Origin of the sequence: Streptomyces sp. NPDC058619, from assembly GCF_042717785.1 — a bacterium.
In the GTDB taxonomy this organism is placed as follows: Bacteria; Actinomycetota; Actinomycetes; order Streptomycetales; family Streptomycetaceae; genus Streptomyces.
Map to the genome: position 1 here is coordinate 63649 of NZ_JBHXQN010000017.1, position 23993 is coordinate 87641.

At 72.7% G+C, this 23993-nt stretch carries 21 protein-coding genes and 1 pseudogene; 19 read left to right on the forward strand and 3 right to left on the reverse strand.

The features are described 5' to 3' along the window. Positions 1-13 precede the first annotated feature (13 nt). Together ACFWTC_RS18845 and ACFWTC_RS18850 are read left to right on the forward strand one after the other, a co-directional pair. Positions 14-973 (forward strand): GlxA family transcriptional regulator, encoded by a 960-nt coding sequence (locus tag ACFWTC_RS18845; protein ID WP_383918718.1) that lies wholly within the window; start codon positions 14-16, stop codon positions 971-973. A 214-nt stretch (positions 974-1187) separates the two neighbouring features. Beyond that, positions 1188-1814 carry a DJ-1/PfpI family protein gene (locus tag ACFWTC_RS18850; RefSeq protein ID WP_383918716.1) on the forward strand — a complete coding sequence of 209 codons (627 nt, stop codon included), beginning with the start codon at positions 1188-1190 and terminating at the stop codon, positions 1812-1814. Here ACFWTC_RS18850 and ACFWTC_RS18855 read toward each other — a convergent pair. Continuing rightward, positions 1801-2586, reverse strand: coding sequence for an enoyl-CoA hydratase/isomerase family protein (locus tag ACFWTC_RS18855; RefSeq protein ID WP_383918713.1), 786 nt, complete (start codon positions 2584-2586; stop codon positions 1801-1803). The two genes, ACFWTC_RS18850 and ACFWTC_RS18855, sit on opposite strands and share 14 nt — an antisense overlap. A gap of 79 nt (positions 2587-2665) precedes the next feature. On the opposite strand from ACFWTC_RS18855, the gene ACFWTC_RS18860 reads away from it, so the two are divergent. Further along, positions 2666-3343 (forward strand): HdeD family acid-resistance protein, encoded by a 678-nt coding sequence (locus ACFWTC_RS18860; RefSeq protein WP_383918710.1) that lies wholly within the window; start codon positions 2666-2668, stop codon positions 3341-3343. 129 nt (positions 3344-3472) lie between these two features. Next, entirely contained in the window at positions 3473-3973 is a 501-nt protein-coding gene (locus ACFWTC_RS18865) for an ATP-binding protein (protein WP_384028127.1), read from the forward strand. 50 nt (positions 3974-4023) lie between these two features. On the opposite strand, the gene idi is transcribed toward ACFWTC_RS18865, so the two are convergent. Further along, entirely contained in the window at positions 4024-4623 is a 600-nt protein-coding gene (idi, locus tag ACFWTC_RS18870; protein WP_383918704.1) for an isopentenyl-diphosphate Delta-isomerase, read from the reverse strand. 137 nt (positions 4624-4760) lie between these two features. Further along, a pseudogene (locus ACFWTC_RS18875) lies at positions 4761-5993 on the reverse strand (methyltransferase domain-containing protein); the annotation flags it as partial. Positions 5994-6553: 560 nt separating this feature from the next. Here ACFWTC_RS18875 and ACFWTC_RS18880 point away from each other — a divergent pair. From ACFWTC_RS18880 to ACFWTC_RS18950, 15 genes are all read left to right on the forward strand, one after another. Then, complete coding sequence (locus ACFWTC_RS18880) at positions 6554-8371, forward strand: DUF5941 domain-containing protein (RefSeq protein WP_383918896.1); 1818 nt, start codon at positions 6554-6556, stop codon at positions 8369-8371. Then, entirely contained in the window at positions 8368-9120 is a 753-nt protein-coding gene (locus tag ACFWTC_RS18885; protein WP_383918702.1) for a sugar phosphate nucleotidyltransferase, read from the forward strand. The genes ACFWTC_RS18880 and ACFWTC_RS18885 overlap by 4 nt, the downstream gene beginning before the upstream one ends. Next, complete coding sequence (locus tag ACFWTC_RS18890) at positions 9108-10169, forward strand: iron-containing alcohol dehydrogenase family protein (RefSeq protein ID WP_383918699.1); 1062 nt, start codon at positions 9108-9110, stop codon at positions 10167-10169. Before ACFWTC_RS18885 ends, ACFWTC_RS18890 begins: the two co-directional genes overlap by 13 nt. Beyond that, positions 10147-10926, forward strand: a complete 780-nt coding sequence (locus ACFWTC_RS18895; RefSeq protein WP_267720577.1) for a CDP-alcohol phosphatidyltransferase family protein — start codon at positions 10147-10149, stop codon at positions 10924-10926. Before ACFWTC_RS18890 ends, ACFWTC_RS18895 begins: the two co-directional genes overlap by 23 nt. A gap of 8 nt (positions 10927-10934) precedes the next feature. Then, entirely contained in the window at positions 10935-11807 is an 873-nt protein-coding gene (locus ACFWTC_RS18900; protein WP_383918893.1) for a glycosyltransferase family 2 protein, read from the forward strand. Positions 11808-11906: 99 nt separating this feature from the next. After that, positions 11907-12836 (forward strand): ABC transporter permease, encoded by a 930-nt coding sequence (locus ACFWTC_RS18905; protein ID WP_383918696.1) that lies wholly within the window; start codon positions 11907-11909, stop codon positions 12834-12836. Beyond that, entirely contained in the window at positions 12829-13617 is a 789-nt protein-coding gene (locus ACFWTC_RS18910; protein ID WP_383918694.1) for an ABC transporter ATP-binding protein, read from the forward strand. Before ACFWTC_RS18905 ends, ACFWTC_RS18910 begins: the two co-directional genes overlap by 8 nt. 457 nt (positions 13618-14074) lie before the next feature. Further along, on the forward strand, positions 14075-14959 hold the full coding sequence (gene hpnC / locus ACFWTC_RS18915) for a squalene synthase HpnC (RefSeq protein ID WP_384074262.1): 885 nt from the start codon (positions 14075-14077) through the stop codon (positions 14957-14959). Then, a complete protein-coding gene (gene hpnD / locus ACFWTC_RS18920; protein ID WP_383918688.1) occupies positions 14956-15936 on the forward strand; it encodes a presqualene diphosphate synthase HpnD in 981 nt (326 codons plus the stop codon). The genes hpnC and hpnD overlap by 4 nt, the downstream gene beginning before the upstream one ends. 238 nt (positions 15937-16174) lie before the next feature. Further along, positions 16175-17554, forward strand: coding sequence for a hydroxysqualene dehydroxylase HpnE (gene hpnE / locus ACFWTC_RS18925; protein WP_383918686.1), 1380 nt, complete (start codon positions 16175-16177; stop codon positions 17552-17554). Between the two features lie 53 nt (positions 17555-17607). Beyond that, positions 17608-18702 carry a polyprenyl synthetase family protein gene (locus tag ACFWTC_RS18930; protein ID WP_383918683.1) on the forward strand — a complete coding sequence of 365 codons (1095 nt, stop codon included), beginning with the start codon at positions 17608-17610 and terminating at the stop codon, positions 18700-18702. A gap of 120 nt (positions 18703-18822) precedes the next feature. Next, the gene (gene shc, locus ACFWTC_RS18935) at positions 18823-20871 is read left to right on the forward strand and encodes a squalene--hopene cyclase (protein WP_383932928.1); all 2049 of its coding nucleotides are present in this window, start codon (positions 18823-18825) and stop codon (positions 20869-20871) included. Then, a complete protein-coding gene (locus ACFWTC_RS18940; RefSeq protein WP_383932926.1) occupies positions 20871-21536 on the forward strand; it encodes a 1-hydroxy-2-methyl-2-butenyl 4-diphosphate reductase in 666 nt (221 codons plus the stop codon). Before shc ends, ACFWTC_RS18940 begins: the two co-directional genes overlap by 1 nt. Positions 21537-21541: 5 nt before the next feature. Beyond that, complete coding sequence (hpnH, locus tag ACFWTC_RS18945; protein WP_383932924.1) at positions 21542-22573, forward strand: adenosyl-hopene transferase HpnH; 1032 nt, start codon at positions 21542-21544, stop codon at positions 22571-22573. After that, complete coding sequence (locus ACFWTC_RS18950; protein WP_383932922.1) at positions 22570-23985, forward strand: aspartate aminotransferase family protein; 1416 nt, start codon at positions 22570-22572, stop codon at positions 23983-23985. Before hpnH ends, ACFWTC_RS18950 begins: the two co-directional genes overlap by 4 nt. The last annotated feature ends 8 nt before the right edge of the window (positions 23986-23993 follow it).

The following is a 23993-nucleotide window of genomic DNA, read 5'->3' on the forward strand; positions in this document are numbered from 1 at the left end:
ACACCATGGGTGCATGCCGTCGCGAAACGTGCTCGCCGTCCTCTACGACGGGGTGCAGAGCCTGGACGTCACCGGACCGGTCGAGGTGTTCGACGCCGTGGCCCGCTTCCCCGGTCTGACCGGCTACACGATCCGGACGGTGTCCCCGGGCGGCGCCCCGGTCCGCACCGGCAGCGGTCTGACCCTGCTGCCCGACGGGGACCTGGAGAGCGCCCGGCCGGGGCCCGGCACCACGCTGCTGGTGCCCGGCGGCCGGTACACGGCCGACTTCGAACCGAGGCTCACCGACTGGCTCCGCGCCCGGGCCCCAGGCGCGGAGCGGCTGGTGTCGGTGTGCACGGGAGGGCTGCTGCTGGCCGAGGCCGGGCTGCTCGACGGGCGCCGGGCCACCACCCACTGGAACGCGTGCGAGCAGATGGCCCGGGACTACCCGGCCGTCACCGTCGAGCCCGACCCGATCTACGTGCGGGACGGGCCGGTGGCCACCTCGGCCGGGGTCACGGCCGGGATCGACCTGGCCCTGGCGCTCGTGGAGGAGGACCACGGGCGGGACGTGGCGCTCACGATCGCCCGCCACCTCGTGGTGTTCCTGCGCAGACCGGGCAGTCAGGCCCAGTTCAGCGCGCAGCTGGCGGCCCAGACGGCACGGCGCGAGCCGCTGCGCGACGTACAGCACTGGATCACCGAGCACCCGGACGGCGACCTGAGCGTGGAGGCCCTGGCCCTGCGGGCCCGCCTCTCGCCGCGCCACTTCGCCCGCGCCTTCCGCGCGGAGACGGGGGTGACGCCGGGGCGGTACGTGGAGCGGGTGCGCGTGGAGCACGCGCGCAGGCTCCTGGAGGAGGGCGGCGAGGGCATCGCGCAGATCTCCCGGGCCTGCGGGTACGGGACGCCGGAGGCGCTGCGGCGGGCCTTCGTGAAGACCCTGGGCCAGTCCCCGGCCGAGTACCGCCGCCGCTTCGGCACCCCGTGACGGCCCGCGCCCCGCGGCGCCGGCCGCGAGGCCCGCCGCGCGCGGCCCGTGACGGCCGCGCCGTGACGGCCGCGCCGGGGCCGCGGCGCCGGGCACCTGCGCCGGGGGCACCCTCCCCGCGCGGCGGGACCCGCGGACCGCCGCCCCCAGCAGCCGACCGCCGTAACGACCCCCGTACCGAGTCCCCGTACCAAGTCACCGCTCCGGAGGAGCCATGCAGATCGCCGTACTGCTCTACGACCGCTTCACCGCCCTCGACGCCATCGGCCCCTTCGACACCCTCGGCCGGCTTCCCGGCGCCGAGACCGTGTTCGTCGCCGAGCGCCCCGGTCCGGTCCGCACCGACAGCGGAGCGCTCGCGCTCGTCGCCGACAAGGCGCTCGGCGAGGTGACGCGGCCCGACATCGTGATCGTGCCCGGCGGGCCGCACCCGGAGGTGGAGATGGAGAACCCCGCCGTCCTCGACTGGCTGCGGGCCGTCGACGCGACCACCACCTGGACCACGTCCGTCTGCACCGGCTCGCTGCTGCTCGCCGCGGCCGGTCTGCTCGACGGGCGCCGGTCGGCCGGGCACTGGCTGTACCTGGACCGGCTGCCCCGCTTCGGGGCCGAGCCCACGGGCGAGCGGGTGGTGTTCGACGGTAAGTACGTCACCGCCGCAGGGGTGTCCTCCGGGATCGACATGGGTCTGACCCTGCTCGGCAGGATCGCCGGCGACGAGGTCGCCCAGACCGTCCAGCTGATGACCGAGTACGACCCGCAGCCGCCCTACGACGCGGGTTCGCCGGACAAGGCCCCGGCCGAGCTCGTCGCGCGCCTGCGGGGGCTCAGCCCGCAGTAGCGCCCGCGTCCGGCGTCCACGTGAAGACGGGCGGGCGGCGGGAGAGGAACGCGGCGACGCCCTCCGCGGTGTCGTCGCTCCCGGCCGCTTGGCCCGCCCAGTACGCGTCCCGGTCCGTGCGCCCGTCCGCGAACTCCTTGGCCGCCGCCTGTGTCAGCTGCGAGCGCGCGACCAGGATCCGGGTGAACTCCGCGATCCGCTTGTCCAACTGCCCGGTCGGCAGCAGCTCGTTCAGGAAGCCGGCGCGCAGCGCCGTCTCCGCGTCGACCAACTCCGCCGAGAAGAGCAGGTACTTGGCCCACGCGGGGCCCACCACCGACGCGAGGCGCCGGGTGGAGGAGGCCGGGTAGACGATGCCCAGCTTCGCCGGGGTCACCCCGAACGACGCACCCTCCTCCGCGAACCGCAGGTCGCAGGCGGCGGCGAGCTGGCCGCCCCCGCCGACGCAGAAGCCGCGGACCGCCGCGAGCGTCGGCTTCGGGAAGGCGGCCAGGGCCTCCTCCGCCGCCACGGCCAAGGCCTGCGGGTCGTCGTCCCCGGTCAGGGAGGAGATGTCCGCCCCCGCGCAGAAGGTCGGGCCGTCTCCGGTCAGGACGAGCGCCCGTACGGCGGGGTCGGCCGCGAAGCCGTCCAGCAGCCGGGGAAGCGCCCGCCACATGGCGGCCGTCATGGCGTTGCGCTTGGCGGGGTGCGAGATGACGACGGTGGCGACTCCGCCGGCGACCGCGTGCCGGAGGGCCGCACCGGGCACTGGGTCCAGGGCTGCGTCCATGCGCCGGATGCTATCCGGGGCGCCCGCTCCTATGATCAAGGGAGTCCGTCCCCGGGGGGTGCGAGGAGGTGGCACGCTCATGGGCGCAGACCGTACCGAGGCGAAGGGCCGGGAGCCGCGGCAGGAGAAGAAGAAGCTGGGCCGCCGCTTCGGGCTGCTGGCCGCGCTCGGGGTGATCCTCGTCCTGGCGGGTCTGGTCGGTCTCGTCTACACCAGCGTGGCCACGCTGACGTCGATGTTCCTCTTCGGGTGGCTGCTGCTCATCGGCGGCGTGGTGGGACTGCTGCAGGCCGTGCAGTCGCGCAAGAGCAACTACTTCTGGCTCGCCGTCATCGTCGCGGCGATCAACATCGCGGCCGGCTTCGTGATCCTGCGCCGCCCCGAGGCGAGCGCCGAGGCACTCACCATGTTCGCCGCGCTGCTCTTCCTCACCGGCGGGCTGTTCCGTCTGGTCGGCTCGCTGGTGGTGCGCGGCAGCAACTTCGGTCTCGCGCTCGTCCAGGGCGCCTTCGGGGTCCTGCTGGGCATCCTGATCCTGTCCAACTGGCCCGGCAACAGCCTGTACGTGATCGGAACCTTCTTCTCCCTCGCCCTGCTGTTCGACGGCCTGAGCCTGGTGGCGCTGGGCATGGGGGCCCGGCGCATCCTGGGGTTGGTCAGGGAGGACGAGGTGTCGCCCGAGGCGGGCGCGGTGGGCGGTACCCGCGGGACGGCCGAGAAGCGACCGACAGAAGATCAGGAACAGTCGAACAACTGACTCTGTCATACGCCGACGGTCAGAAAGCGTCCGAATGACGCTGACTTATGGTCAGCGGTCCGGTCCGGCCAGGCTGGTCCCCACTCTTGACGCGTGGAGACGATCGATCGTGAAGACGGGGGACGGAAGATGGACGACAGCGGGAGCGTCCCGCCGAACGGGGAGGAGGAGGGGGCGCCGGAGGGCGTGGCCGACCCCCTCGCGTACGAGGGAGTGTGGCGATTCACGGCTCCCGCGGTAGAAGAATCCGTTCCGCAGGCGCGCCGCGCGGTGCGCGAGCTCCTCGGCCGGCAGGGGGTGCCTGCCCAGCAGGACCTGGTGTACTCCCTGCTGCTGATCGTCTCCGAGCTGGTGACGAACTCGGTCCGGCACGCCGCCCTGCTCTCGCCGGAGGTCGCGGTGGAGGTGGCGATCGGCCGGGAATGGGTACGGGTGGCCGTCGAGGACAACCACCCGTACCGGCCCAAGGCGCTGGAGGCCGATTTCGGCCAGACCGGTGGGCGGGGCCTGCTCCTGGTGCGGGAGATCACGCGGGAGGCCGGCGGGGTCTGCGACGTCGAGCACACCTCGACCGGGGGCAAGGTCATCTGGGCGGCCCTGCCGCTGGCCGCCCAGGCCCCGGTGGTCTGATCCGCCGAGGCCGATGCCGAGATCGATGCCAGGGCCTCCCGGCCCGCGGCCTACCAGCCCGCGGCGTCCCCGGTCAGTTCGCGGATCGCCGGCCGCGCCGCGTCGAGCACGGTCATGAACCAGGCGGAGAACGGATCGTCGGCGTGGCGCTTCACCAGTTCGGCGGCGCTGACGAACGCGGTGTCGCCGACCTCCTCCGGATCCGGCCGCAGCGCCGACTGCGCCAGTCCCACGAACAGGTGGTTGAACTCCTGCTCCACCAGGCCCGACGCGGGGTCCGGGTGGTTGTAGCGCACGGTGCCCGCCTCCGCGAGCAGCGACGGGGACAGCCCCAGCTCCTCGTGGGTCCGCCGCGCGGCCGCCGCGAACGGCGACTCCCCGGGGTAGGGGTGACCGCAGCAGGTGTTCGACCAGACGCCGGGCGAGTGGTACTTCCCGAGGGCCCGCTGCTGGAGCAGCAGGCGGCCCTCCTCGTCGAAGAGGAACACCGAGAACGCACGGTGCAGCAGGCCGGGCGCCTGATGGGCGGACAGCTTCTCCGCCGTGCCGATGGTGTTGCCGGCCTCGTCGACCAGTTCGAGCATGATCGCTTCCTGAGTACCGGTGCCGTTGGACGCGCTGTTCGCGGCGGTGGCTGGTGTGGTCGGCATACCCATCCTTCGCTTCGGACTCCGGCCTTCAGTCTGCCGTACAAAAGCGGCTTGTCCCCACTTCGGAGATCCACGCATGTCCGCCCCTCCCCGCGTGGTACGACGAGGAGGGACGGACGTCCGCGTCCGGTACGGCAGACCCCGAACGGGGCCGGATAACCGATCGTTCCCGCCGGCACCGGAACGGAATCGTCCAGCACCAGGGCCATCAGCGCCTCGTCGGGCACCTCGAACGGCGCCCGGATCCCGAAGCGCGACGCCGGCACGAAACCGAAGCGCGGGTAGTACTCCGGGTGCCCCAGGACGAGGACCAACGGCTCCCCGCGCTCCCTGGCCGCCGCGAGCACGGCCCGTACGACCGAGCTGCCCGCGCCCGACCGCTGGAGCGCCGGATCGGCCGCCACCGGCGCGAGCGCCAGCGCACGCGCGCCGTCGACCTCGCAGGCGGTGAGCAGGGCGTGCGCCGCCACCGAACCGTCGGGGCCCTCGGCCACGTACGACAGCCCGGGGATCCAGGAGGCGTCCGCGCGCAGAGCGTCCACGAGGTCGGCTTCGAGCGGGGTGTCGAACGCCGCCAGGTTGACGGCCCGTACGGCGGCCGCGTCGGCCGCGGTCTCCGGCCGGGCGGGCCAGGCGGGTCCGTCCCCGGCGGTCACCGGGCGCAGGACGTACCCGGTGTAGCCGTACTCGTGCCCGTGGCGGGCCCGGGTGTCGAGCTCGGCGCGGGTGGCGGCCAGCGCGGCCTCTCCGGCGGGGGATCCCCCGCCGGAGAGGGTGCGGGCCCGCTCCGCGAGCGGACCGTAGTACTCGTCCCAGTCGGAGTCGGGCAGCCGGTGCACGCCGAGCACCCGGTATCCGGCGGCCTGGGCGGCCGCGAGGTTGCGCGCGGTGGTGCGCAGCGCGCACTGGGGGTCCCAGAAGGCGCGCGCACCGGCGGACGGCTCCGCGACGGTCCACTCGCACTCGGTCAGCACGAGGGTGCCGCCGGGGGCGAGCAGCCGCTTCCACTGCGCGAGCGCGGTGTCGAAGCCGATGACGTAGGCGGAGCCCTCCGCCCAGACGAGGTCGAAGGAGCCGTCCTCGAAGGGGAGTGCGCCCATGTCCGCCGGGACGGTGCGGACGCGGTCGGCGAGCCCGCGGGCCGTGGCGGCCGTACGGAGCTCGTCGAGGAACCCCTCGTGCAGGTCGACGGCGGTCACCTCGGCGCCGTGCGCCGCGCCCGCCTCGGCGGCGAGCAGCAGGGCGCTGCGGCCCGGACCGCAGCCCAGGTCGAGGACGCGCGGCCGCTCGGGCAGCGGTCCGCACAGGGACAGCAGGTGCCGGGTGGACGCGTCGGAGCCGGGGGCCTGCCGGGGCAGACCGTCGTGCAGGGTGAGGAACGCCTCGAAGAAGGCAGCCGCAGAGACGGCTGCCGCAGAGACGGCGGCCTCGGAGACGGATGAGCCGGACTCGGGCAGGCCCGAGCCGGAGAAGGCGTCGGAAGAGCCGGTGGAGCGGGTGTTGTCGGCGTCGGTCAACGTGAACCCTTGAACGGGGGCTCCGGCCGACGGGACCGATCAGTCAGTGCGTGATCAGGCCTGGCCGGATGCCCGGAAGGAAGTGGGGGTGTGCCGGAGTTCGCTGCGCATGGCCGCGACCTTCACGACGGTCATCAACCCCACCTCTTTCCCGTTCGGTCACCGTGTGGTGATTTGGGACGCATTGACGAAACTCGTACGCGCCGCCGTCCACCGTAGCACCGGGGCGGTTTGTGATCCCTCGCCATGATCGTCAATGATGATCCCGCCCGGGCCCGGGGCCCGGGAATATTCGGCTTATCGGGGCGTAAACGGGTGATGAACCCTTGCTTCCATTCATCCGATAGCCTCTGCCGACGTGTCGCCGCCCACGCGGCGCGCGCTTCGGATTTCGTTACAAGGAGTGAGTTCGCCTGCCGACCGTCATCCTTACCGGCCTGCCGGTGCCCGGATCACCGCTCGCGGACGAGCTGCGCTCCCTCGGCTTCGACGTCCGCCCCGCCACCGACCCCGAGGACGCGGCAGCCGCACTGGCCCGCGTACCGGCCGACCAGCGGGTCGCCTTCGTCGACAGCGAGTTCGTCGGGCACGTCCACGCGCTGCGCCTCGCGCTGACCGACCCCCGCTTCGACGCCTGCGCCGTCACGGGTGCCTTCGCCGTCCAGCCCGGCGCCCGTCCAGCCCTGGACCGCGCGGCGGCCGCGGGTGCGCTCACCGGCGGCGCCCCGGGCGCACCCGTCGGCGCCGGCCCGGCGCTCCGCGTCCCGTACGCGGACCGCCTCGCCGAAGCGGTCGAGGCCGCCGGCACCGCCGTCCAGCGCCCCGAGCTCGGGACGCTCGTCGCCACCGTCCCCGCGACCACGGCGGAGCGGGCCGAGGCCGCCGCCGCCGTCGCCTCCGTCGACGACGAGGCCGTACGGCTGCGGACCGCCGTGAAGTCCCGCGACGGTTTCTTCACCACCTTCTTCATCAGCCCGTACTCGCGCTACATCGCCCGATGGTGCGCGCGCCGCGGCCTGACCCCGAACCAGGTCACCACCGCCTCGCTGATCACCGCCCTGATCGCGGCCGGCTGCGCCGCGACCGGCGACCGCTGGGGCTACGTCGCCGCCGGCGTGCTGCTGCTCGTCTCGTTCGTCCTGGACTGCACCGACGGGCAGCTCGCCCGCTACTCGCTCCAGTACTCGACGATGGGCGCCTGGCTCGACGCCACCTTCGACCGCGCGAAGGAGTACTCCTTCTACGCGGGCCTCGCCCTCGGCGCCGCCCGCGACGGGGACGACGTCTGGGCCCTCGCGCTCGGCTCCATGATCCTCATGACCTGCCGCCACGTCGTCGACTTCGCCTTCAACGAGGCCAACCACGACGCCACCGCGAACACGAGCCCCACGGCCGCGCTCTCCGACAAGCTCGACAGCGTCGGCTGGACCGTCTGGCTCCGCCGGATGATCATCCTCCCGATCGGCGAGCGCTGGGCGATGATCGCGGTGCTGACCGCGCTCACCACCCCCCGGACCGTCTTCTACGCACTGCTCGTCGGCTGCGCCTTCGGCGCCCTCTACACCACCGCCGGCCGCGTCCTGCGCTCCCTGACCCGCAAGGCCGAGCGCACGCCCCGGGCCGCCCAGGCGCTCGCCGACCTCGCCGACTCGGGCCCGCTGGCCGAGCTCGCGGCCCGGCTCGTCGGCCGCATGGCGCCCGGTGCCGGGATCGCCGCCGCCGTCATCGGCTCCGTCGCCCTGCTCTGGACCGCCTGGGCCCACGACTTCGGCAGCCGCCAGGTGATCATCGCCGCCGTCTTCTACGCGCTGCTCGCCGGAGCCGCCGTCGCGCGCCCGCTCACCGGCGCCCTCGACTGGCTCGTCCCGCCCGTGTTCCGGGCGGCCGAGTACACCACCGTGCTGATCCTCGCCGCGAAGGCGGACGTCCCCGGAGCCCTTCCGGCGGCATTCGGCCTGATCGCGGCGGTCGCCTACCATCACTACGACACGGTGTACCGGATTCGCGGTGGCACCGGCGCGCCCCCGCACTGGCTGGTGCGGTCGATCGGCGGTCACGAGGGCCGGGTCCTGCTGACCGTGGTCCTGGCCGCCGTCCTCGCACGCGACGCGTTTCCCGTCGCGCTCACGGCCACTGCCGTGTTCGTGGCACTCGTGGTGCTCGTGGAGAGCATCCGCTTCTGGGTCTCCTCCGGAGCACCCGCCGTACACGACGAAGGAGAACCAGCATGATCGGCCTTGTACTCGCTGCCGGTGCCGGACGCCGTCTGCGTCCCTACACCGACACCCTGCCCAAGGCCCTCGTGCCCGTCGGCCCCGAAGGCGACGAGGAGAGCATCACGGTCCTCGACCTGACCCTCGGCAACTTCGCCGAGGTCGGCCTCACCGAGGTCGCCGTCGTCGTCGGCTACCGCAAGGAAGCGGTCTACGCGCGCCGCGAGGCCCTGGAGGCCAAGTACGGCGTCAAGATCACGCTGATCGACAACGACAAGGCCGAGGAGTGGAACAACGCCTACTCCCTGTGGTGCGCGCGTGACGTCCTGCGGCAGGGCGTGATCCTCGCCAACGGCGACACCGTCCACCCGGTCTCCGTCGAGAAGACCCTGCTCGCCGCCCGCGGCGACGGCAAGAAGATCATCCTCGCCCTCGACACGGTCAAGAGCCTGGCCGACGAGGAGATGAAGGTCGTCACCGCCGACGGCGAGGGCGTGCGGAAGATCACCAAGCTGATGGACCCGGCCGACGCGACGGGCGAGTACATCGGCGTCACCCTCATCGAGCCCGAGGCCGCCGAAGAGCTGGCCGACGCGCTGAAGACCACCTTCGAGCGCGACCCCGACCTCTACTACGAGGACGGCTACCAGCAGCTCGTCAACGACGGTTTCACGATCGACGTGGCCCCCATCGGCGACGTCAAGTGGGTCGAGATCGACAACCACGACGACCTCGCCAAGGGCCGGACGATCGCATGCCAGTACTGACCAGGCTGATCCCCTCGCCGGTCGTCGTCGACATCAGCCGCGGCGCCATGGACGACCTGGCCGGCCTCCTGGCCGACCAGCGGATCTCGGCGTCCGGCAAGCTGGCGATCGCGATCAGCGGCGGCTCCGGCGTGGCGCTGCGCGCCAAGCTGGAGCCCGTGCTGCCGCACGCCGACTGGTACCCGGTCGTCGACGGCACCATCGACTCCGCCGTGAAGCTGGCCGACGACATGAAGGGCAACCGCTACGACGCCGTCGTGGGCCTGGGCGGGGGCAAGATCATCGACGTGGCGAAGTACGCCGCGGCGCGGGTCGGACTGCCCATGGTGGCCGTCGCCACCAACCTCTCGCACGACGGCATCTGCTCACCGGTGTCCATCCTGGACAACGACAACGGCCGCGGCTCCTACGGCGTGCCGACGCCGATCGCCATGGTGATCGACCTCGACGTGATCAAGGACGCCCCGGTGCGGTTCATCCGCGCGGGCATCGGCGACGTCATCTCCAACATCTCGGCGATCGCCGACTGGGAGCTCTCGCACCGGCTCAACGACGAGCCCGTGGACGGCCTCGCCGCCGCGATGGCCCGCACCGCCGGCGAGTCCGTGCTGCGCCACCCCGGCGGCTGCGGCGACGACGAGTTCCTCACCGTGCTCTCCGAGGGCCTGGTCCTCTCCGGCATCGCCATGTCGATCAGCGGCGACACCCGCCCGTCGTCCGGCGCCTGCCACGAGATCAGCCACGCCTTCGACCTGCTGTACCCGGGGCGCTCCGCGCTCCACGGCGAGCAGGTCGGTCTCGGAGCCGCCTTCGCCATGCACCTGCGCGGCGCCGAGCAGCAGTCGGGCCTCTTCGTGGAGGTGCTGCGCCGGCACGGCCTGCCGGTGTCGCCCGAGGAGATCGGCTTCAGCGTCGACGAGTTCGTCGCCGCCGTCGACTACGCCCCCCAGACCCGCCCGGGACGCTTCACGATCCTGGAGCACCTCAACCTGTCCGCCGCCGAGATCAGGGACGCTTACGCCGACTATGCCAAGACCATCCGTAGCTGAACTCCGGCCCGTCGTTCATCCGGCGGGCGTCAAGGACCGGGTCAGCGGCGAGCACTGGGGCGGGCGCCTCTACATGCGCGAGATCTCCCTGCGCATCACCCGCCTCCTGGTCACCACCCGGGTCACGCCGAACCAGCTGACCTACGTGATGACCCTCGCCGGCGTCCTCGCCCTCCCGGCCCTGCTCATCCCCGGTGTCTGGGGCGCGGTCCTCGGCGTGGTCGCGGTGCAGATGTACCTGCTGCTCGACTGCGTCGACGGCGAGGTCGCCCGCTGGAAGAAGCAGTACTCGCTCTCCGGGGTCTACCTCGACCGGGTCGGCGCCTACCTGTGCGACGCCGCGGTCCTCGTCGGCTTCGGCCTGCGCGCCTCCGACCTCTGGGGCAGCGGGCGGATCGACTGGCTGTGGGCCTTCCTGGGCACCCTGGCGGCGCTCGGCGCGATCCTGATCAAGGCCGAGACCGACCTGGTCGGCGTCGCCCGCCACCAGGCGGGGAAGCCCGTGGTCCAGGACGCTGCGGCCGAACCGCGTTCCTCCGGCATGGCGCTCGCCCGCCGGGCCGCGGCCGCGCTCAAGTTCCACCGCCTCGTCCTCGGCATCGAGGCGTCCCTGCTCATCCTGGTGCTGGCCGTCCTGGACCAGATGCGCGGCGACCTGTACTTCTCCCGGCTGGGCGTCGCCGTACTGGCCGGCATCGCGGTGCTGCAGACCGTGCTGCACCTCGTGTCCGTGCTGGCCTCCAGCAGGCTCAAGTGAGTGCCCCGATGCGGCTGGGCGCCGTGATCATCACCATGGGCAACCGGCCCGACGACCTCAAGGCGCTCATCGACTCGGTGGCCCGCCAGGACGGCGCCCCCGTCGAGGTCGTCGTGGTGGGCCAGGGCGTGGAGGTCACCGGGATGCCCGAGGGCGTCCGTACGGTGGCCCTGCCCGAGAACCTGGGCATCCCGGGAGGCCGCAACGTCGGCATCGAGGCCTTCGGCCCCGGCGGCCGCGACGTGGACGCCCTGCTGTTCCTGGACGACGACGGGCTGCTGGAGCGGACCGACACCGCCGAGCTGTGCCGCCAGGCCTTCACGGAGGACCCGGAGCTCGGGATCGTCAGCTTCCGGATCGCCGACCCCGAGACCGGCGTCACCCAGCGCCGGCACGTGCCGCGGCTGCGCGCCTCGGACCCGATGCGCTCCTCGCGCGTGACCACCTTCCTCGGCGGCGCCAACGCGGTCCGCACCACGGTGTTCGAGCAGGTCGGACCCCTTCCGGGGGAGTTCTTCTACGCGCACGAGGAGACGGACCTGGCCTGGCGGGCGCTCGACGCAGGGTGGCTGATCGACTACCGGGCGGACATGGTCCTGCTGCACCCCACCACGTCCCCCTCCCGGCACGCGGTCTACCACCGTATGGTTGCCCGTAACCGGGTGTGGCTCGCCCGCCGCAACCTGCCTGCCCCGCTGGTCCCCGTCTACCTGGGTGTCTGGCTCCTGCTGACCCTGGTCCGCAGGCCGTCGGCGCCCGCGCTGAAGGCCTGGTTCGGTGGATTCCGCGAGGGGTGGACCACTCCCTGCGGCCCCCGCCGGCCCATGCGGTGGCGGACGGTCTGGCGGTTGACCCGGTTGGGCCGACCACCTGTCATCTGACCCGATCGCGTCTGGGACCATGGCGCGATCACGGGCCTCGTGCCACCAGCCTGATGCCCATCCTTCCTGCCGCATCTTGAAGACGGAAAGTTTCAACTTGTGAGTGACACAACCCACGACGGCACCCTCGCCACGAGCAAGCCGCCGTCCCGAGACGCGGGGCTGAGCCCCGCGGAGCTCGCCAGGAAGTACGGCCTCTCCGTGAGCGGCGCCCGCCCCGGCCTGGGCGAGTACATCCGCCAGCTCTGGGGCCGGCGCCACTTCGTCCTGGCGTTCTCCCGGGCCAAGCTGGTCGCGCAGTACAGCCAGGCGAAGCTCGGCCAGGTCTGGCAGGTGGCGACCCCCCTGCTGAACGCGGCCGTCTACTGGCTGATCTTCGGCCTGATCCTCGGCGCGGGCAAGGAGATGCCCTCGGGCGTCTACGTCCCGTTCCTGATGATGGGCATCTTCGTCTTCACCTTCACCCAGAGCTCGCTCATGGCGGGCGTCCGGGCGATCTCCGGGAACCTCGGGCTGGTGCGGGCGCTGCACTTCCCGCGCGCCGCGCTCCCGGTGTCCTTCTCGCTCCAGCAGCTCCAGCAGCTGATGTACTCGATGATCGTCGTCTTCATCATCGCCATCAGCTTCGGCAACTACCCGCGGCTCTCCTGGCTGCTGGTGATCCCGACGCTGGCGCTCCAGTTCGTCTTCAACACCGGCCTCGCCATGATCTTCGCGCGCATGGGCTCCAAGACCCCCGACCTGGCGCAGCTGATGCCGTTCGTGATGCGTACCTGGATGTACGCCTCCGGCGTCATGTTCCCGATCGGCGTCTACCTCGCGGAGCAGCCGCAGTGGATCAGCGACGTGCTGCTGTGGAACCCGGTGGCGATCTACATGGACCTCATCCGGTTCGCGCTGATCGACGACTACGGCGCCAGCTACCTGCCGCCGCACGTCTGGGCCTTCGCCGTGGGCTGGGCCGTAGTGATCGGGCTCGGAGGCTTCGTGTACTTCTGGAAGGCTGAGGAGCGTTACGGCCGTGGCTGAGCAAACCGAGGGGCGCATCCCCACCGTGATCGCGGACGGCGTGCACATCGTCTACCGCGTCAACACCGGCGGAGCCGGCAAGGGCGCGGCCACCGCCGCGCTCAGCAAGATGGTCCGCCGGGGCAAGGGCAAGGGCGAGGAGCGAGGCGTCCGCCGGGTCCACGCCGTACGGGGGGTCTCCTTCACCTCGTACCGCGGCGAGGCCATCGGCCTCATCGGTTCCAACGGTTCCGGCAAGTCGACGCTGCTGCGCGCCATCGCGGGCCTGCTGCCCTGCGAGGAGGGCCGGGTCTACACCGACGGCCAGCCGTCGCTGCTGGGCGTCAACGCGGCGCTGATGAACGACTTGACTGGCGAGCGCAACATCGTCCTCGGCGGTCTCGCCATGGGCATGAGCCGCGAGCAGATCAAGGAGCGCTACCAGGGCATCGTCGACTTCTCGGGCATCAACGAGAAGGGCGACTTCATCTCCCTGCCGATGCGCACCTACTCCTCCGGAATGGCGGCGCGCCTGCGCTTCTCCATCGCGGCGGCCAAGGACCACGACGTCCTGATGATCGACGAGGCCCTCGCCACCGGTGACCGCAGCTTCCAGGTGCGCTCCGAGAACCGCATCCGCGAACTGCGGGAGAAGGCGGGCACCGTCTTCCTGGTGAGCCACAACAACAAGTCGATCCGCGACACATGTGACCGCGTGCTGTGGCTGGAGAAGGGCGAGCTCCTCATGGACGGGCCCACGGAGGAAGTCGTCTCGGCCTACGAGAAGGCGACCAACGGCTGACGTCCGCCCCCGGGCGGAACGACGAGGCCCCCGCCGCTCAGCGCGGCGGGGGCCTCGTGGTGTCCGGATGCCGAACCGGGCGGTATCCGGTGGATTTCCACGCCATTCGACGCTGTTCGACGGCATTCGGCGACATTCGACGGCGGACAGCGGCGACATTCGGTGCCGGAGCGAATACCCGAGCGGCCTTCGCGGCGTTGTACAGCGTAAGCTGAAGCGGTCCTGAATCGCGGCAAGAGGGGACGATTCACCGCAGGTGAACGGCCTTGAGGTACCCCGGGGAATCCGGGGCGGCGTGTCCGAAATAGGATGCATTGGGTCGGCAGTGTAGAACGGGAGATGTGACGGCAATGGCTACGGGAATTCTCCGGCCCCCAGGCACGACGGCCGTCCCCGCCCCGGGCGGCGGGCGGTGACCCCGGGGCACGACAACCGGCCCGGGTCCGACACGGCCCACGTGCGCGCCACCCTCGGCAAGGCCCGGACGGAGAACTTTCCCGTCGCACCCGTCTTCCTGCCGCGCGCCTGGCGCGACGGCCTGACGGCGGTCTACGGGTACGCCCGCCTCGTCGACGACATCGGCGACGGGGACCTCGCCCCCGGCGGCCGCGACGCGGTGCTCCTCGGCCTCGACCCGGCCGCCGCCGACGACCGGTCCGCGATGCTCGACGCCTTCGAGACCGACCTGCACCGGGTGTTCGGCGCCGCCGACGGTCTGCCGCGCCACCCGCTGCTGCTGGCCCTGCGGCCCGTCGTGCGCGCGCACGGACTCACCCCCGAGCCGTTCCTCGCGCTCATCGAGGCCAACCGCCAGGACCAGCGCGTCTCCCGCTACGCGACGTACGGCGAGCTCCTCGCCTACTGCGAGCTCTCCGCGAACCCGGTGGGCCGCCTCGTGCTCTCCCTCACCGGAACCGGCACCCCCGAGCGGATCCGCCGCTCCGACGCCGTCTGCACCGCCCTGCAGATCGCCGAACACCTCCAGGACGTCGCCGAGGACCTCGGCCGGGACCGGATCTACCTCCCCGGCGAGGACATGCAGCGCTTCCACGTCACGGAGGCCGACCTGAAGGCCCCGAGCGCTGGTGCGTCCGTACGCTCCCTGATCGCGTTCGAGAGCGAGCGCGCCGCCGCGCTGCTGGCCGAGGGCGCCCCGCTCGTGGGCAGCGTGCACGGCAGACTCCGGCTGCTGCTCGCGGGCTTCGTGGGAGGGGGCCGCGCGGCCCTGAGGGCCGTCACCGACGCCGGCTTCGACGTACTTCCCGGCCCGCCCAAGCCCACCAGGAGCGGCCTGCTCCGCGAGGTGGCCGCCGTCCTGCGCACAGCGCCGAGAAAGGGGTGAGCCCGAACGTGGAGGGCCCCACACAAGCGTCGTCACCGGCTGCGCCGTCCGCACCGGTCCTGGCGGCCTACAGCTACTGCGAGGCCGTCACCGGATCACAGGCGCGCAACTTCGCGTACGGCATCCGGCTGCTGCCCACCGACAAGCGGCATGCGATGTCCGCGCTGTACGCCTTCTCCCGCCGCGTCGACGACATCGGCGACGGCACGCTCGCGCCCGGCGCCAAGCTGTCCCGGCTGGCGGAGACCCGCGCCGTGCTCGGCCGGATCCGCGCCGAGGAGATCGACGAGGACGACACCGACCCGGTCGCCGTCGCCCTCGCGCACGCCGCGCGCCGGTTCCCCATCCCGCTCGGCGGACTCGACGAGCTCATCGACGGCGTCCTCATGGACGTCCGCGGGGAGACCTACGAGACCTGGGACGACCTCAGGGAGTACTGCCGGTGCGTCGCCGGCGCCATCGGGCGGCTCTCGCTCGGCGTGTTCGGCACCGTGGGCACCGGCGGACTCGGAGCGGCCGACGCGGCGCGCGCCGGGGAGTACGCCGACACCCTCGGCCTCGCCCTGCAACTCACCAACATCCTCCGGGACGTTCGCGAGGACGCGGCCAACGGCCGCACCTACCTCCCCGCCGAAGACCTCGCCAAGTTCGGCTGCTCGGACGGGTTCCGCAGCGAGCGGATGCCCGCCGGCTCCGACTTCGCGGGCCTGGTCCACCACGAAGTCCGGCGCGCCCGCGCCCTGTTCGTCGAGGGCTACCGGCTGCTGCCCCTGCTCGACCGGCGCAGCGGGGCCTGCGTCGCCGCCATGGCCGGGATCTACCGGCGCCTCCTCGACCGCATCGAGCGGGAGCCGGAGGCCGTGCTCCGCGGCCGCGTCTCGCTGCCCACGCACGAGAAGGCGTACGTCGCCGTCCGTGGCCTCTCCGGCCTCGACGCGCGCACCATCTCCCGCCAGAGCACCCGGAGGCGGATCTGATGAACCCGACCCGCTCCGCGCGGCCGGCGCGCCCCGGCCGCGCGTCGACACGTCCGGCGGTCCGCCGGCCCGCGCCCCGGCCCGCCCCCGCCGGCCCGGGCAGGGCCGCGGCGCAGGCAACCGGGACCCGGCCGGCCGCGTCTCTCCGTGCGGGCCGCGCGCGGCCCGCCGCGGCACGGGCCGCACGGGCCCGGCGGGCGACCGCCGCGGAGGGCAACCGCAGCACCCGGGAGGGCGTATGAGCGACAGCGACCGGCACGCCGTCGTCGTCGGCGGCGGACTCGCCGGGGTCACCGCCGCGCTCGAACTCGCCGACGCCGGACTCCGGGTCACGCTCCTGGAAGGCCGCCCGCGGCTCGGCGGGCTGGCCTTCTCGTTCAAGCGCGGCGACCTCACCGTCGACAACGGCCAGCACGTGTACCTGCGCTGCTGCACCGCCTACCGGTGGTTCCTGGACCGGGTGGACGGCGCCGCCCTCGCCCCGGTCCAGGACCGGCTCGACGTCCCCGTCCTCGACGTCGGCCGCCCCGGCCGCCCGCGACTGGGCCGGCTGCGCCGCAGCCGCCTGCCCGTCCCCCTGCACCTGGCCGGCTCCCTGGCCCGCTACCCGCACCTCTCCCTCGCCGAGCGGGCGTCCGTCGGCCGCGCCGCCCTCGCGCTGCGTCGGCTCGACCCCGCCGACCCGGCGCTGGACGGCCTGGACTTCGCGACCTGGCTCGGCCGCTACGGCCAGTCCGCCCGTACGATCGAGGCCCTGTGGGACCTCGTCGGCATCGCCACCCTCAACGCCACCGCCGAACAGTCCTCGCTGGGCCTGGCCGCCATGGTCTTCAAGACCGGCCTGCTCTCGGAGAACGGCGCCGCCGACATCGGCTGGGCCCGCGTACCGCTCGGCGACCTGCACGACACCCTCGCCCGCAAGGCGCTCGACGCGGCCGGCGTACGGACCGAACTGCGCACCCGGGTGACCTCCGTCTCCCGTACGCCCGAAGGGCATTGGCAGGTCGAAACCGAGGGCGAGTCCCTCGCCGCGGGCACCGTCGTCCTCGCCGTCCCGCAGCGCGAGGCGCACGGCCTGCTCCCGGCGGGCGCGCTCGCCGACCCGGACCGGCTCCTGGACATCGGCACCGCCCCGATCCTCAACGTCCACGTCGTCTACGACCGCAAGGTGCTCCGGCAGCCCTTCTTCGCCGCGCTCGGCTCCCCGGTCCAGTGGGTCTTCGACCGCACCGAGGCCTCCGGACTCCCCGACGGCGGCCAGTACCTGGCACTGTCCCAGTCCGTCGCGCAGGACGACATCGAGGAGCCCGTCTCGCTCCTGCGGGACAAGTACCTGCCCGAGCTGGAGAAGCTGCTGCCGGCCGCGCGCGGCGCCAAGGTACGGGACTTCTTCGTCACCCGGGAGCGGACGGCCACCTTCGCCCCCACCCCCGGCGTCGGCCGGCTGCGCCCCGGCGCGCGGACCGACACGCCGGGGCTCTACCTGGCCGGTGCGTGGACCGCCACCGGCTGGCCCGCGACCATGGAGAGCGCCGTACGGAGCGGGCTGGGCGCGGCACACGCCGCGCTCGCCGCACTCGGCCGCCACCGCGAACACCCTCTGCAGGAGGCGGCATGACGACGACCACCAGCACGACCGGCACCGCACATACAGGAACCAGAGGAGAACCAGTGAACCCGGGGAATCCGGCCGTCGAGAACACGGATGCCAGTGTGGGCACCGCCAGCGGGGAGAAGGCGGACACGCTCGCCCTCCTGGAGCGCGGCCGCACGCTGTCGACGCCCGTGCTCCGCGCCGCCGTCGACCGGCTCGCGGCGCCCATGGACACCGTCGCCGCCTACCACTTCGGCTGGATCGACGCCCAGGGCAACCCCGCGGACGGCGACGGCGGCAAGGCCGTGCGCCCCGCCCTCGCGCTGCTCTCCGCCGAGGCCGCGGGCGCCGCGGCCGAGGTCGGCGTCCCCGGAGCCGTCGCGGTCGAGCTCGTCCACAACTTCTCGCTGCTGCACGACGACCTGATGGACGGCGACGAGCAGCGCCGCCACCGCGACACGGTGTGGAAGGTGCACGGCCCGGCGCTGGCGATCCTGGTCGGCGACGCGCTGTTCGCCCTCGCCAACGAGGTGCTGCTGGAGCTGGGCACCGTCGAGGCGGGCCGCGCGGCCCGCCGGCTGACGACCGCCAGCCGCAAGCTCATCGACGGCCAGGCCCAGGACATCTCCTACGAGCACCGCGAGCGCGTCAGCGTCGAGGAGTGCCTGGAGATGGAGGGCAACAAGACCGGCGCCCTCCTGGCCTGCGCGGTCTCCATCGGCGCGGTGCTCGGCGGCGCGGACGACCGCACCGCCGACAAGCTGGAGGAGTACGGCTACCACCTGGGCCTCGCCTTCCAGGCCGTCGACGACCTGCTCGGCATCTGGGGCGACCCGGAGGCCACGGGCAAGCAGACCTGGAGCGACCTGCGCCAGCGCAAGAAGTCGCTGCCGGTCGTCGCGGCCCTCGCCGCGGGCGGGCCGGCCTGCGAGGAGCTCGCCGAGCTGCTCGCCGCCGACGCCAAGAGCAACGACTTCGAGAACTTCTCGGAGGAGGAGTTCGCGGCCCGGGCGGCGCTGATCGAGGCGGCCGGCGGCCGCCAGTGGACCGCCGACGAGGCGCGCCGCCAGCACGCCGTCGCGATCCGCGCCCTGGACGACGTGGACATGCCGCAGACGGTGCGCGAGCAACTGGTGGCCCTCGCCGACTTCGTCGTCGTGCGCAAGAGGTGATCGCCACCCGCAAGCTGATATGACGCCACGGTCGCCGGCCGGTGCCCGCCCCCCGCCGGGGCGGGCACCGGCCGACGGCAGACCCCAGCACAGCACAGGACACTGTTCTAAGGGGAAGCCATGACAGCGACGACCGACGGCGGCGCGGAGAGCGCCGGCGCTGGCAGCGGAATTGAAGCCGGCCCCAGGCCGGGACCCGACCCGGCCGTGCCGTCGGTGGGTCAGGCCCGGCCGGAGCCGGCCGTAGCGGATCCGCCCGAACCACCCGAACCGGGGCGGCGGACGCCCCAGGAGGCAGCGGCACGCGCGACGCGGCACCTCCTGGACCGCCAGGACCCCGAGGGGTGGTGGAAAGGCGACCTGGAGACCAACGTCACCATGGACGCCGAAGACCTGCTGCTGCGGCAGTTCCTCGGTATCCGGGACGAGGCCGTCACCACGGCCACCGCGCTCTTCATCCGGGGCGAGCAGCGGAGCGACGGCACCTGGGCCACCTTCCACGGCGGCCCGCCCGACCTCTCCGCCACCATCGAGGCGTACGTGGCCCTGCGCCTCGCCGGAGATGCCCCGGACTCCCCGCACATGGCCCGCGCCTCGGCCTGGATCCGGGCCCACGGGGGCATCGCCGCCGCCCGCGTCTTCACCCGGATCTGGCTCGCGCTGTTCGGCTGGTGGAACTGGGACCACCTGCCCGAACTCCCGCCCGAGCTGGTGTTCCTGCCGACCTGGGCCCCGCTGAACATCTACGACTTCGGCTGCTGGGCCCGCCAGACCATCGTCCCGCTCACCGTGGTCTCCGCGCTGCGACCGGTCCGCCCGGGGCCGTTCGCCCTGGACGAGCTGCACGCCGACGCCCGCGTACCGAACCCGCTCAAGCGGCTTGCCCCGCTGACCAGTTGGGACGGCGTCTTCCAGCGGATGGACAAGGCGCTGCACGTCTACCGGCGCTACGCCCCGCGCCGGCTGCGCAAGGCGGCGATGGACACCGCCGGCCGCTGGATCGTCGAACGCCAGGAGAACGACGGCTGCTGGGGCGGGATCCAGCCGCCCGCCGTGTACTCCGTCATCGCCCTGCACCTGCTCGGTTACGACCTCAAGCACCCGGTCATGCGCGCCGGGCTGGAATCCCTGGACCGGTTCGCGGTGTGGCGCGAGGACGGCGCCCGGATGATCGAGGCCTGCCAGTCGCCGGTCTGGGACACCTGCCTCGCCGCGATCGCGCTGGCCGACGCGGGCCTGCCGGCCGATCACCCGGCCCTCGTCAAGGCCGCCGACTGGATGCTGGGCGAGGAGATCGTGCGCAGCGGGGACTGGGCGGTGCGGCGGCCCGGGCTCGCACCCGGCGGATGGGCGTTCGAGTTCCACAACGACACCTACCCCGACATCGACGACACCGCCGAGGTCGTCCTCGCCCTGCGCCGCGTCCGGCACCCCGACCCCGCCCGGGTGGAGGGGGCCATCGGCCGCGGGGTGTCCTGGACCCTCGGCATGCAGTCCAAGAACGGGGCCTGGGGCGCCTTCGACGCAGACAACACCAGCCCCTTCCCGAACAAGCTGCCCTTCTGCGACTTCGGCGAGGTCATCGACCCGCCCTCGGCCGACGTCACCGCCCACGTGGTGGAGATGCTCGCCTTCGAGGGCCGGGCCGCGGACCCCCGGACCCGGCGCGGCATCGACTGGCTGCTCGCCGAACAGGAGCCGGAGGGGGGCTGGTTCGGCCGCTGGGGCACCAACTACGTCTACGGCACCGGGTCGGTGGTGCCGGCCCTCACCGCCGCCGGCCTCGCCCCGGCGCACCCGGCGATCCGGCGGGCGGTGCGCTGGCTGGAGTCCGTACAGAACGAGGACGGCGGGTGGGGCGAGGACCAGCGCTCCTACAAGGACCCGTCGTGGGCCGGGAAGGGCGCCTCCACCGCCTCGCAGACCGCGTGGGCGCTGATGGCCCTGCTGTCGGCCGGTGAGCGCGACGGCGGGTCCGTCGAGCGCGGCATCGCCTACCTGGTGCGCACGCAGGAGGAGGACGGCTCCTGGGACGAGCCGTACTTCACGGGGACCGGCTTCCCCTGGGACTTCTCCATCAACTACCACCTGTACCGACAGGTGTTCCCGCTCACCGCGCTCGGCCGCTACCTGCACGGAGAACCGTCCGCCCGCGCCGGGGAAGCGTGATGGCCGCGCGGCCGCAACGCCCCGGCGGCGATCCGTCGCCGCTGCTCGTCGCCTGCGCGCTGCGCATCGAGCGGGCGGCGCTGCGCGGCGCGGGCCGGGGCGCCCCCGAGCAGTACGCCGTGCTGCGCACCGGCATGGGGCCGCGCGCGGCCGAACGGGCCGTCGCCCGGGCCCTGGAACGGCCGGGCATGGACCGGGCCGCCGTCCTCGCCACCGGGTTCTGCGCCGGGCTCGTGGCCGGCATGCACCCCGGCGACCTGCTGGTGGCCGAGGAGACCCGGGACCCGCACGGGTCCGTCACCTGCACCGGCACGGCCCTGCTCGCCGAGGCACTGGCCCGGGCCGCGCCCGGCCGAACCGTGCACCTCGGCGCACTGACCGGATCCGACCACGTCGTCCGCGGCCAGGAACGCGCGCAGCTGCGCGCCACCGGCGCCGTCGCCGTCGACATGGAGTCCGCGGCCACGCTGTGGACCGCAAGCCGGGGAGGCGGGGCGGCCGCAGGACGTCGGGTTGCCGCCGTCCGGGTGATCGTGGACGCCCCGGAGCACGAGCTCGTCCGTATCGGCACCGTGCGCGGTGGAATATCGGCCTTCCGTGTATTGCGTGCCGTGCTGCCCGCTTTTTATGAATGGCACCGTTCTTCGCTGCTCCCCAGGAGGTGAGCCAGATGGCCATGCCGCTGCGCCAGTCCATCAGGGTCGGGACCTATCTTCTCGAACAGAAGCTCCGCAAGCGGGAGAAGTTCCCGCTGATCGTCGAGCTCGAACCGCTCTACGCCTGCAACCTGGCCTGTGAGGGATGCGGGAAGATCCAGCACCCGGCGGGGGTGCTCAAGCAGCGCATGCCGGTCGCCCAGGCGGTCGGCGCCGTGCTGGAGTCGGGCGCGCCCATGGTGTCCATCGCGGGCGGCGAGCCCCTGATGCACCCGCAGATGCACGAGATCGTCCGTCAGCTGGTGGCGAAGCGGAAATACGTCTTCCTCTGCACCAACGCGCTGCTGCTGCGCAAGAAGATCGAGAAGTTCACGCCGTCCCCCTACTTCGCCTTCGCCGTGCACATCGACGGGCTGCGCGAGCGCCACGACGAGTCGGTGGCCAAGGAGGGCGTCTTCGACGAGGCGGTCGCGGCCATCAAGGAGGCGAAGCGGCGCGGCTTCCGGGTCACCACGAACTCGACCTTCTTCAACACGGACACCCCGCAGACGATCATCGAGGTGCTGAACTACCTCAACGACGACCTCCAGGTGGACGAGATGATGATCTCGCCCGCCTACGCCTACGAGAAGGCCCCCGACCAGGAGCACTTCCTGGGCGTCGAGCAGACCCGGGAACTCTTCAAGAAGGCCTTCTCCGGAGGCAACCGGCGCCGCTGGCGGCTCAACCATTCGCCGCTCTTCCTGGATTTCCTGGAAGGGAAGGCGGACTTCCCCTGCACCGCCTGGGCCATTCCGAATTACTCGCTCTTCGGCTGGCAGCGGCCCTGCTACCTGATGAGCGACGGCTACGTGCCCACGTACCGCGAGCTCATCAACGACACCGACTGGAGCAAGTACGGCCGCGGGAAGGACCCGCGCTGCGCGAACTGCATGGCGCACTGCGGCTACGAGCCCACGGCCGTCCTCGCCACCATGGGATCCCTCAAGGAGTCCCTGCGGGCGGCCCGGGAGACGATCGGTGGGAACCGGGACAAGTCGGCATGAGCGCCGGTCCGCGGGAGGAGGGCGGCCGGGGCGGGGGCTTCGACCTCGGCGCCCTGCTGGCCGAGCGCGGCGCGGAGCGGTACGAGCTGCACGCCCGGTACCTCAACCACCAGCTGCCCCGGATGCTGCACACCATCGGCTTCGACAAGGTCTACGAGCGGGCCGAGGGCGCCCACTTCTGGGACGCCGAGGGCAACGACTACCTCGACATGCTGGCGGGCTTCGGGGTGATGGGCCTGGGCCGCAACCACCCCGTGGTCCGCCGGGCGCTGCACGACGTGCTCGACGCCCAGCTCGCCGACCTGACCCGCTTCGACTGCCAGCCGCTGCCCGGGCTGCTGGCCGAGAAGCTCCTCTCGTACAGCCCCCACCTGGACCGGGTCTTCTTCGGCAACAGCGGCACCGAGGCGGTGGAGACCGCCCTGAAGTTCGCCCGGTACGCCACCGGGCGGCCCAGGGTCCTCTACTGCGACCACGCCTTCCACGGGCTGACCGCGGGCTCGCTCTCGGTGAACGGGGAGGACGGCTTCAGGGACGGCTTCGCGCCGCTGCTGCCCGACACGAAGATCGCGCTCGGTGACCTGGCGGCCCTGGAGCGGGAGCTGCGGCGCGGGGACGTGGCCGCCCTCGTGGTGGAGCCGATCCAGGGCAAGGGGGTCCTCGCCGCCCCGCCCGGATTCCTGCTCGCCGCGCAGGAGCTGCTGCACCGGCACAAGGCGCTGCTGATCGCCGACGAGGTGCAGACGGGCCTGGGACGGACCGGTGACTTCTACGCGTACCAGCACGAGCCGGGCGTGGAGCCGGACCTCGTGTGCGTCGCCAAGGCGCTGTCCGGCGGCTACGTGCCGGTCGGCGCGACCCTGGGCAAGGACTGGATCTTCAGACGCGTCTACTCGTCCATGGACCGGGTGCTCGTCCACTCCGCGAGCTTCGGTTCCAACGCGCAGGCGATGGCGGCCGGGCTGGCGGTGCTCTGCGTCATGGAGGACGAGGAGGTCGTCGCGAACGCGCGGGCCATGGGCGACCTGCTGCGCGGCCGGCTCGCGGCCCTCGTGGACGAGTACGAGCTGCTGCACGAGGTGCGGGGGCGCGGGCTGATGATCGGCATCGAGTTCGGCCGGCCGTCGTCGCTGGGGCTGCGCAGCCGGTGGACGATGCTCCAGGCGGCCCGCAAGGGGCTCTTCGCGCAGATGGTCGTGGTGCCGCTGCTGCAGAGGCACCGCATCCTCACCCAGGTGTCCGGCGACCACCTGGAAGTGATCAAACTCATCCCGCCGCTCGTCGTGGACGAGGCCGATGTCGACCGGTTCGTCGGCGCCTTCCGCGAGGTGATGGACGAGGCGCACGCCGGGTCCGGGCTGATGTGGGACTTCGGCCGGACGCTGGTGAAGCAGGCCGTCGGCAACCGCTGACCGCCGAC

Coding starts and splice junctions, on each gene's coding strand:
- ACFWTC_RS18845 (WP_383918718.1), top strand. CDS start 14: ATGCCGTCGCGAAACGTGCTCGCCGTCCTCTACGACGGGGTGCAGAGC.
- ACFWTC_RS18895 (WP_267720577.1), top strand. CDS start 10,147: ATGCCAAGACCATCCGTAGCTGAACTCCGGCCCGTCGTTCATCCGGCG.
- hpnH (WP_383932924.1), top strand. CDS start 21,542: ATGGCCATGCCGCTGCGCCAGTCCATCAGGGTCGGGACCTATCTTCTC.
- ACFWTC_RS18850 (WP_383918716.1), top strand. CDS start 1,188: ATGCAGATCGCCGTACTGCTCTACGACCGCTTCACCGCCCTCGACGCC.
- hpnE (WP_383918686.1), top strand. CDS start 16,175: ATGAGCGACAGCGACCGGCACGCCGTCGTCGTCGGCGGCGGACTCGCC.
- ACFWTC_RS18860 (WP_383918710.1), top strand. CDS start 2,666: ATGGGCGCAGACCGTACCGAGGCGAAGGGCCGGGAGCCGCGGCAGGAG.
- ACFWTC_RS18855 (WP_383918713.1), bottom strand. CDS start 2,586: ATGGACGCAGCCCTGGACCCAGTGCCCGGTGCGGCCCTCCGGCACGCG.
- ACFWTC_RS18865 (WP_384028127.1), top strand. CDS start 3,473: ATGGACGACAGCGGGAGCGTCCCGCCGAACGGGGAGGAGGAGGGGGCG.
- idi (WP_383918704.1), bottom strand. CDS start 4,623: ATGCCGACCACACCAGCCACCGCCGCGAACAGCGCGTCCAACGGCACC.
- ACFWTC_RS18940 (WP_383932926.1), top strand. CDS start 20,871: ATGGCCGCGCGGCCGCAACGCCCCGGCGGCGATCCGTCGCCGCTGCTC.
- shc (WP_383932928.1), top strand. CDS start 18,823: ATGACAGCGACGACCGACGGCGGCGCGGAGAGCGCCGGCGCTGGCAGC.
- ACFWTC_RS18885 (WP_383918702.1), top strand. CDS start 8,368: ATGATCGGCCTTGTACTCGCTGCCGGTGCCGGACGCCGTCTGCGTCCC.
- ACFWTC_RS18890 (WP_383918699.1), top strand. CDS start 9,108: ATGCCAGTACTGACCAGGCTGATCCCCTCGCCGGTCGTCGTCGACATC.
- ACFWTC_RS18900 (WP_383918893.1), top strand. CDS start 10,935: ATGCGGCTGGGCGCCGTGATCATCACCATGGGCAACCGGCCCGACGAC.
- ACFWTC_RS18950 (WP_383932922.1), top strand. CDS start 22,570: ATGAGCGCCGGTCCGCGGGAGGAGGGCGGCCGGGGCGGGGGCTTCGAC.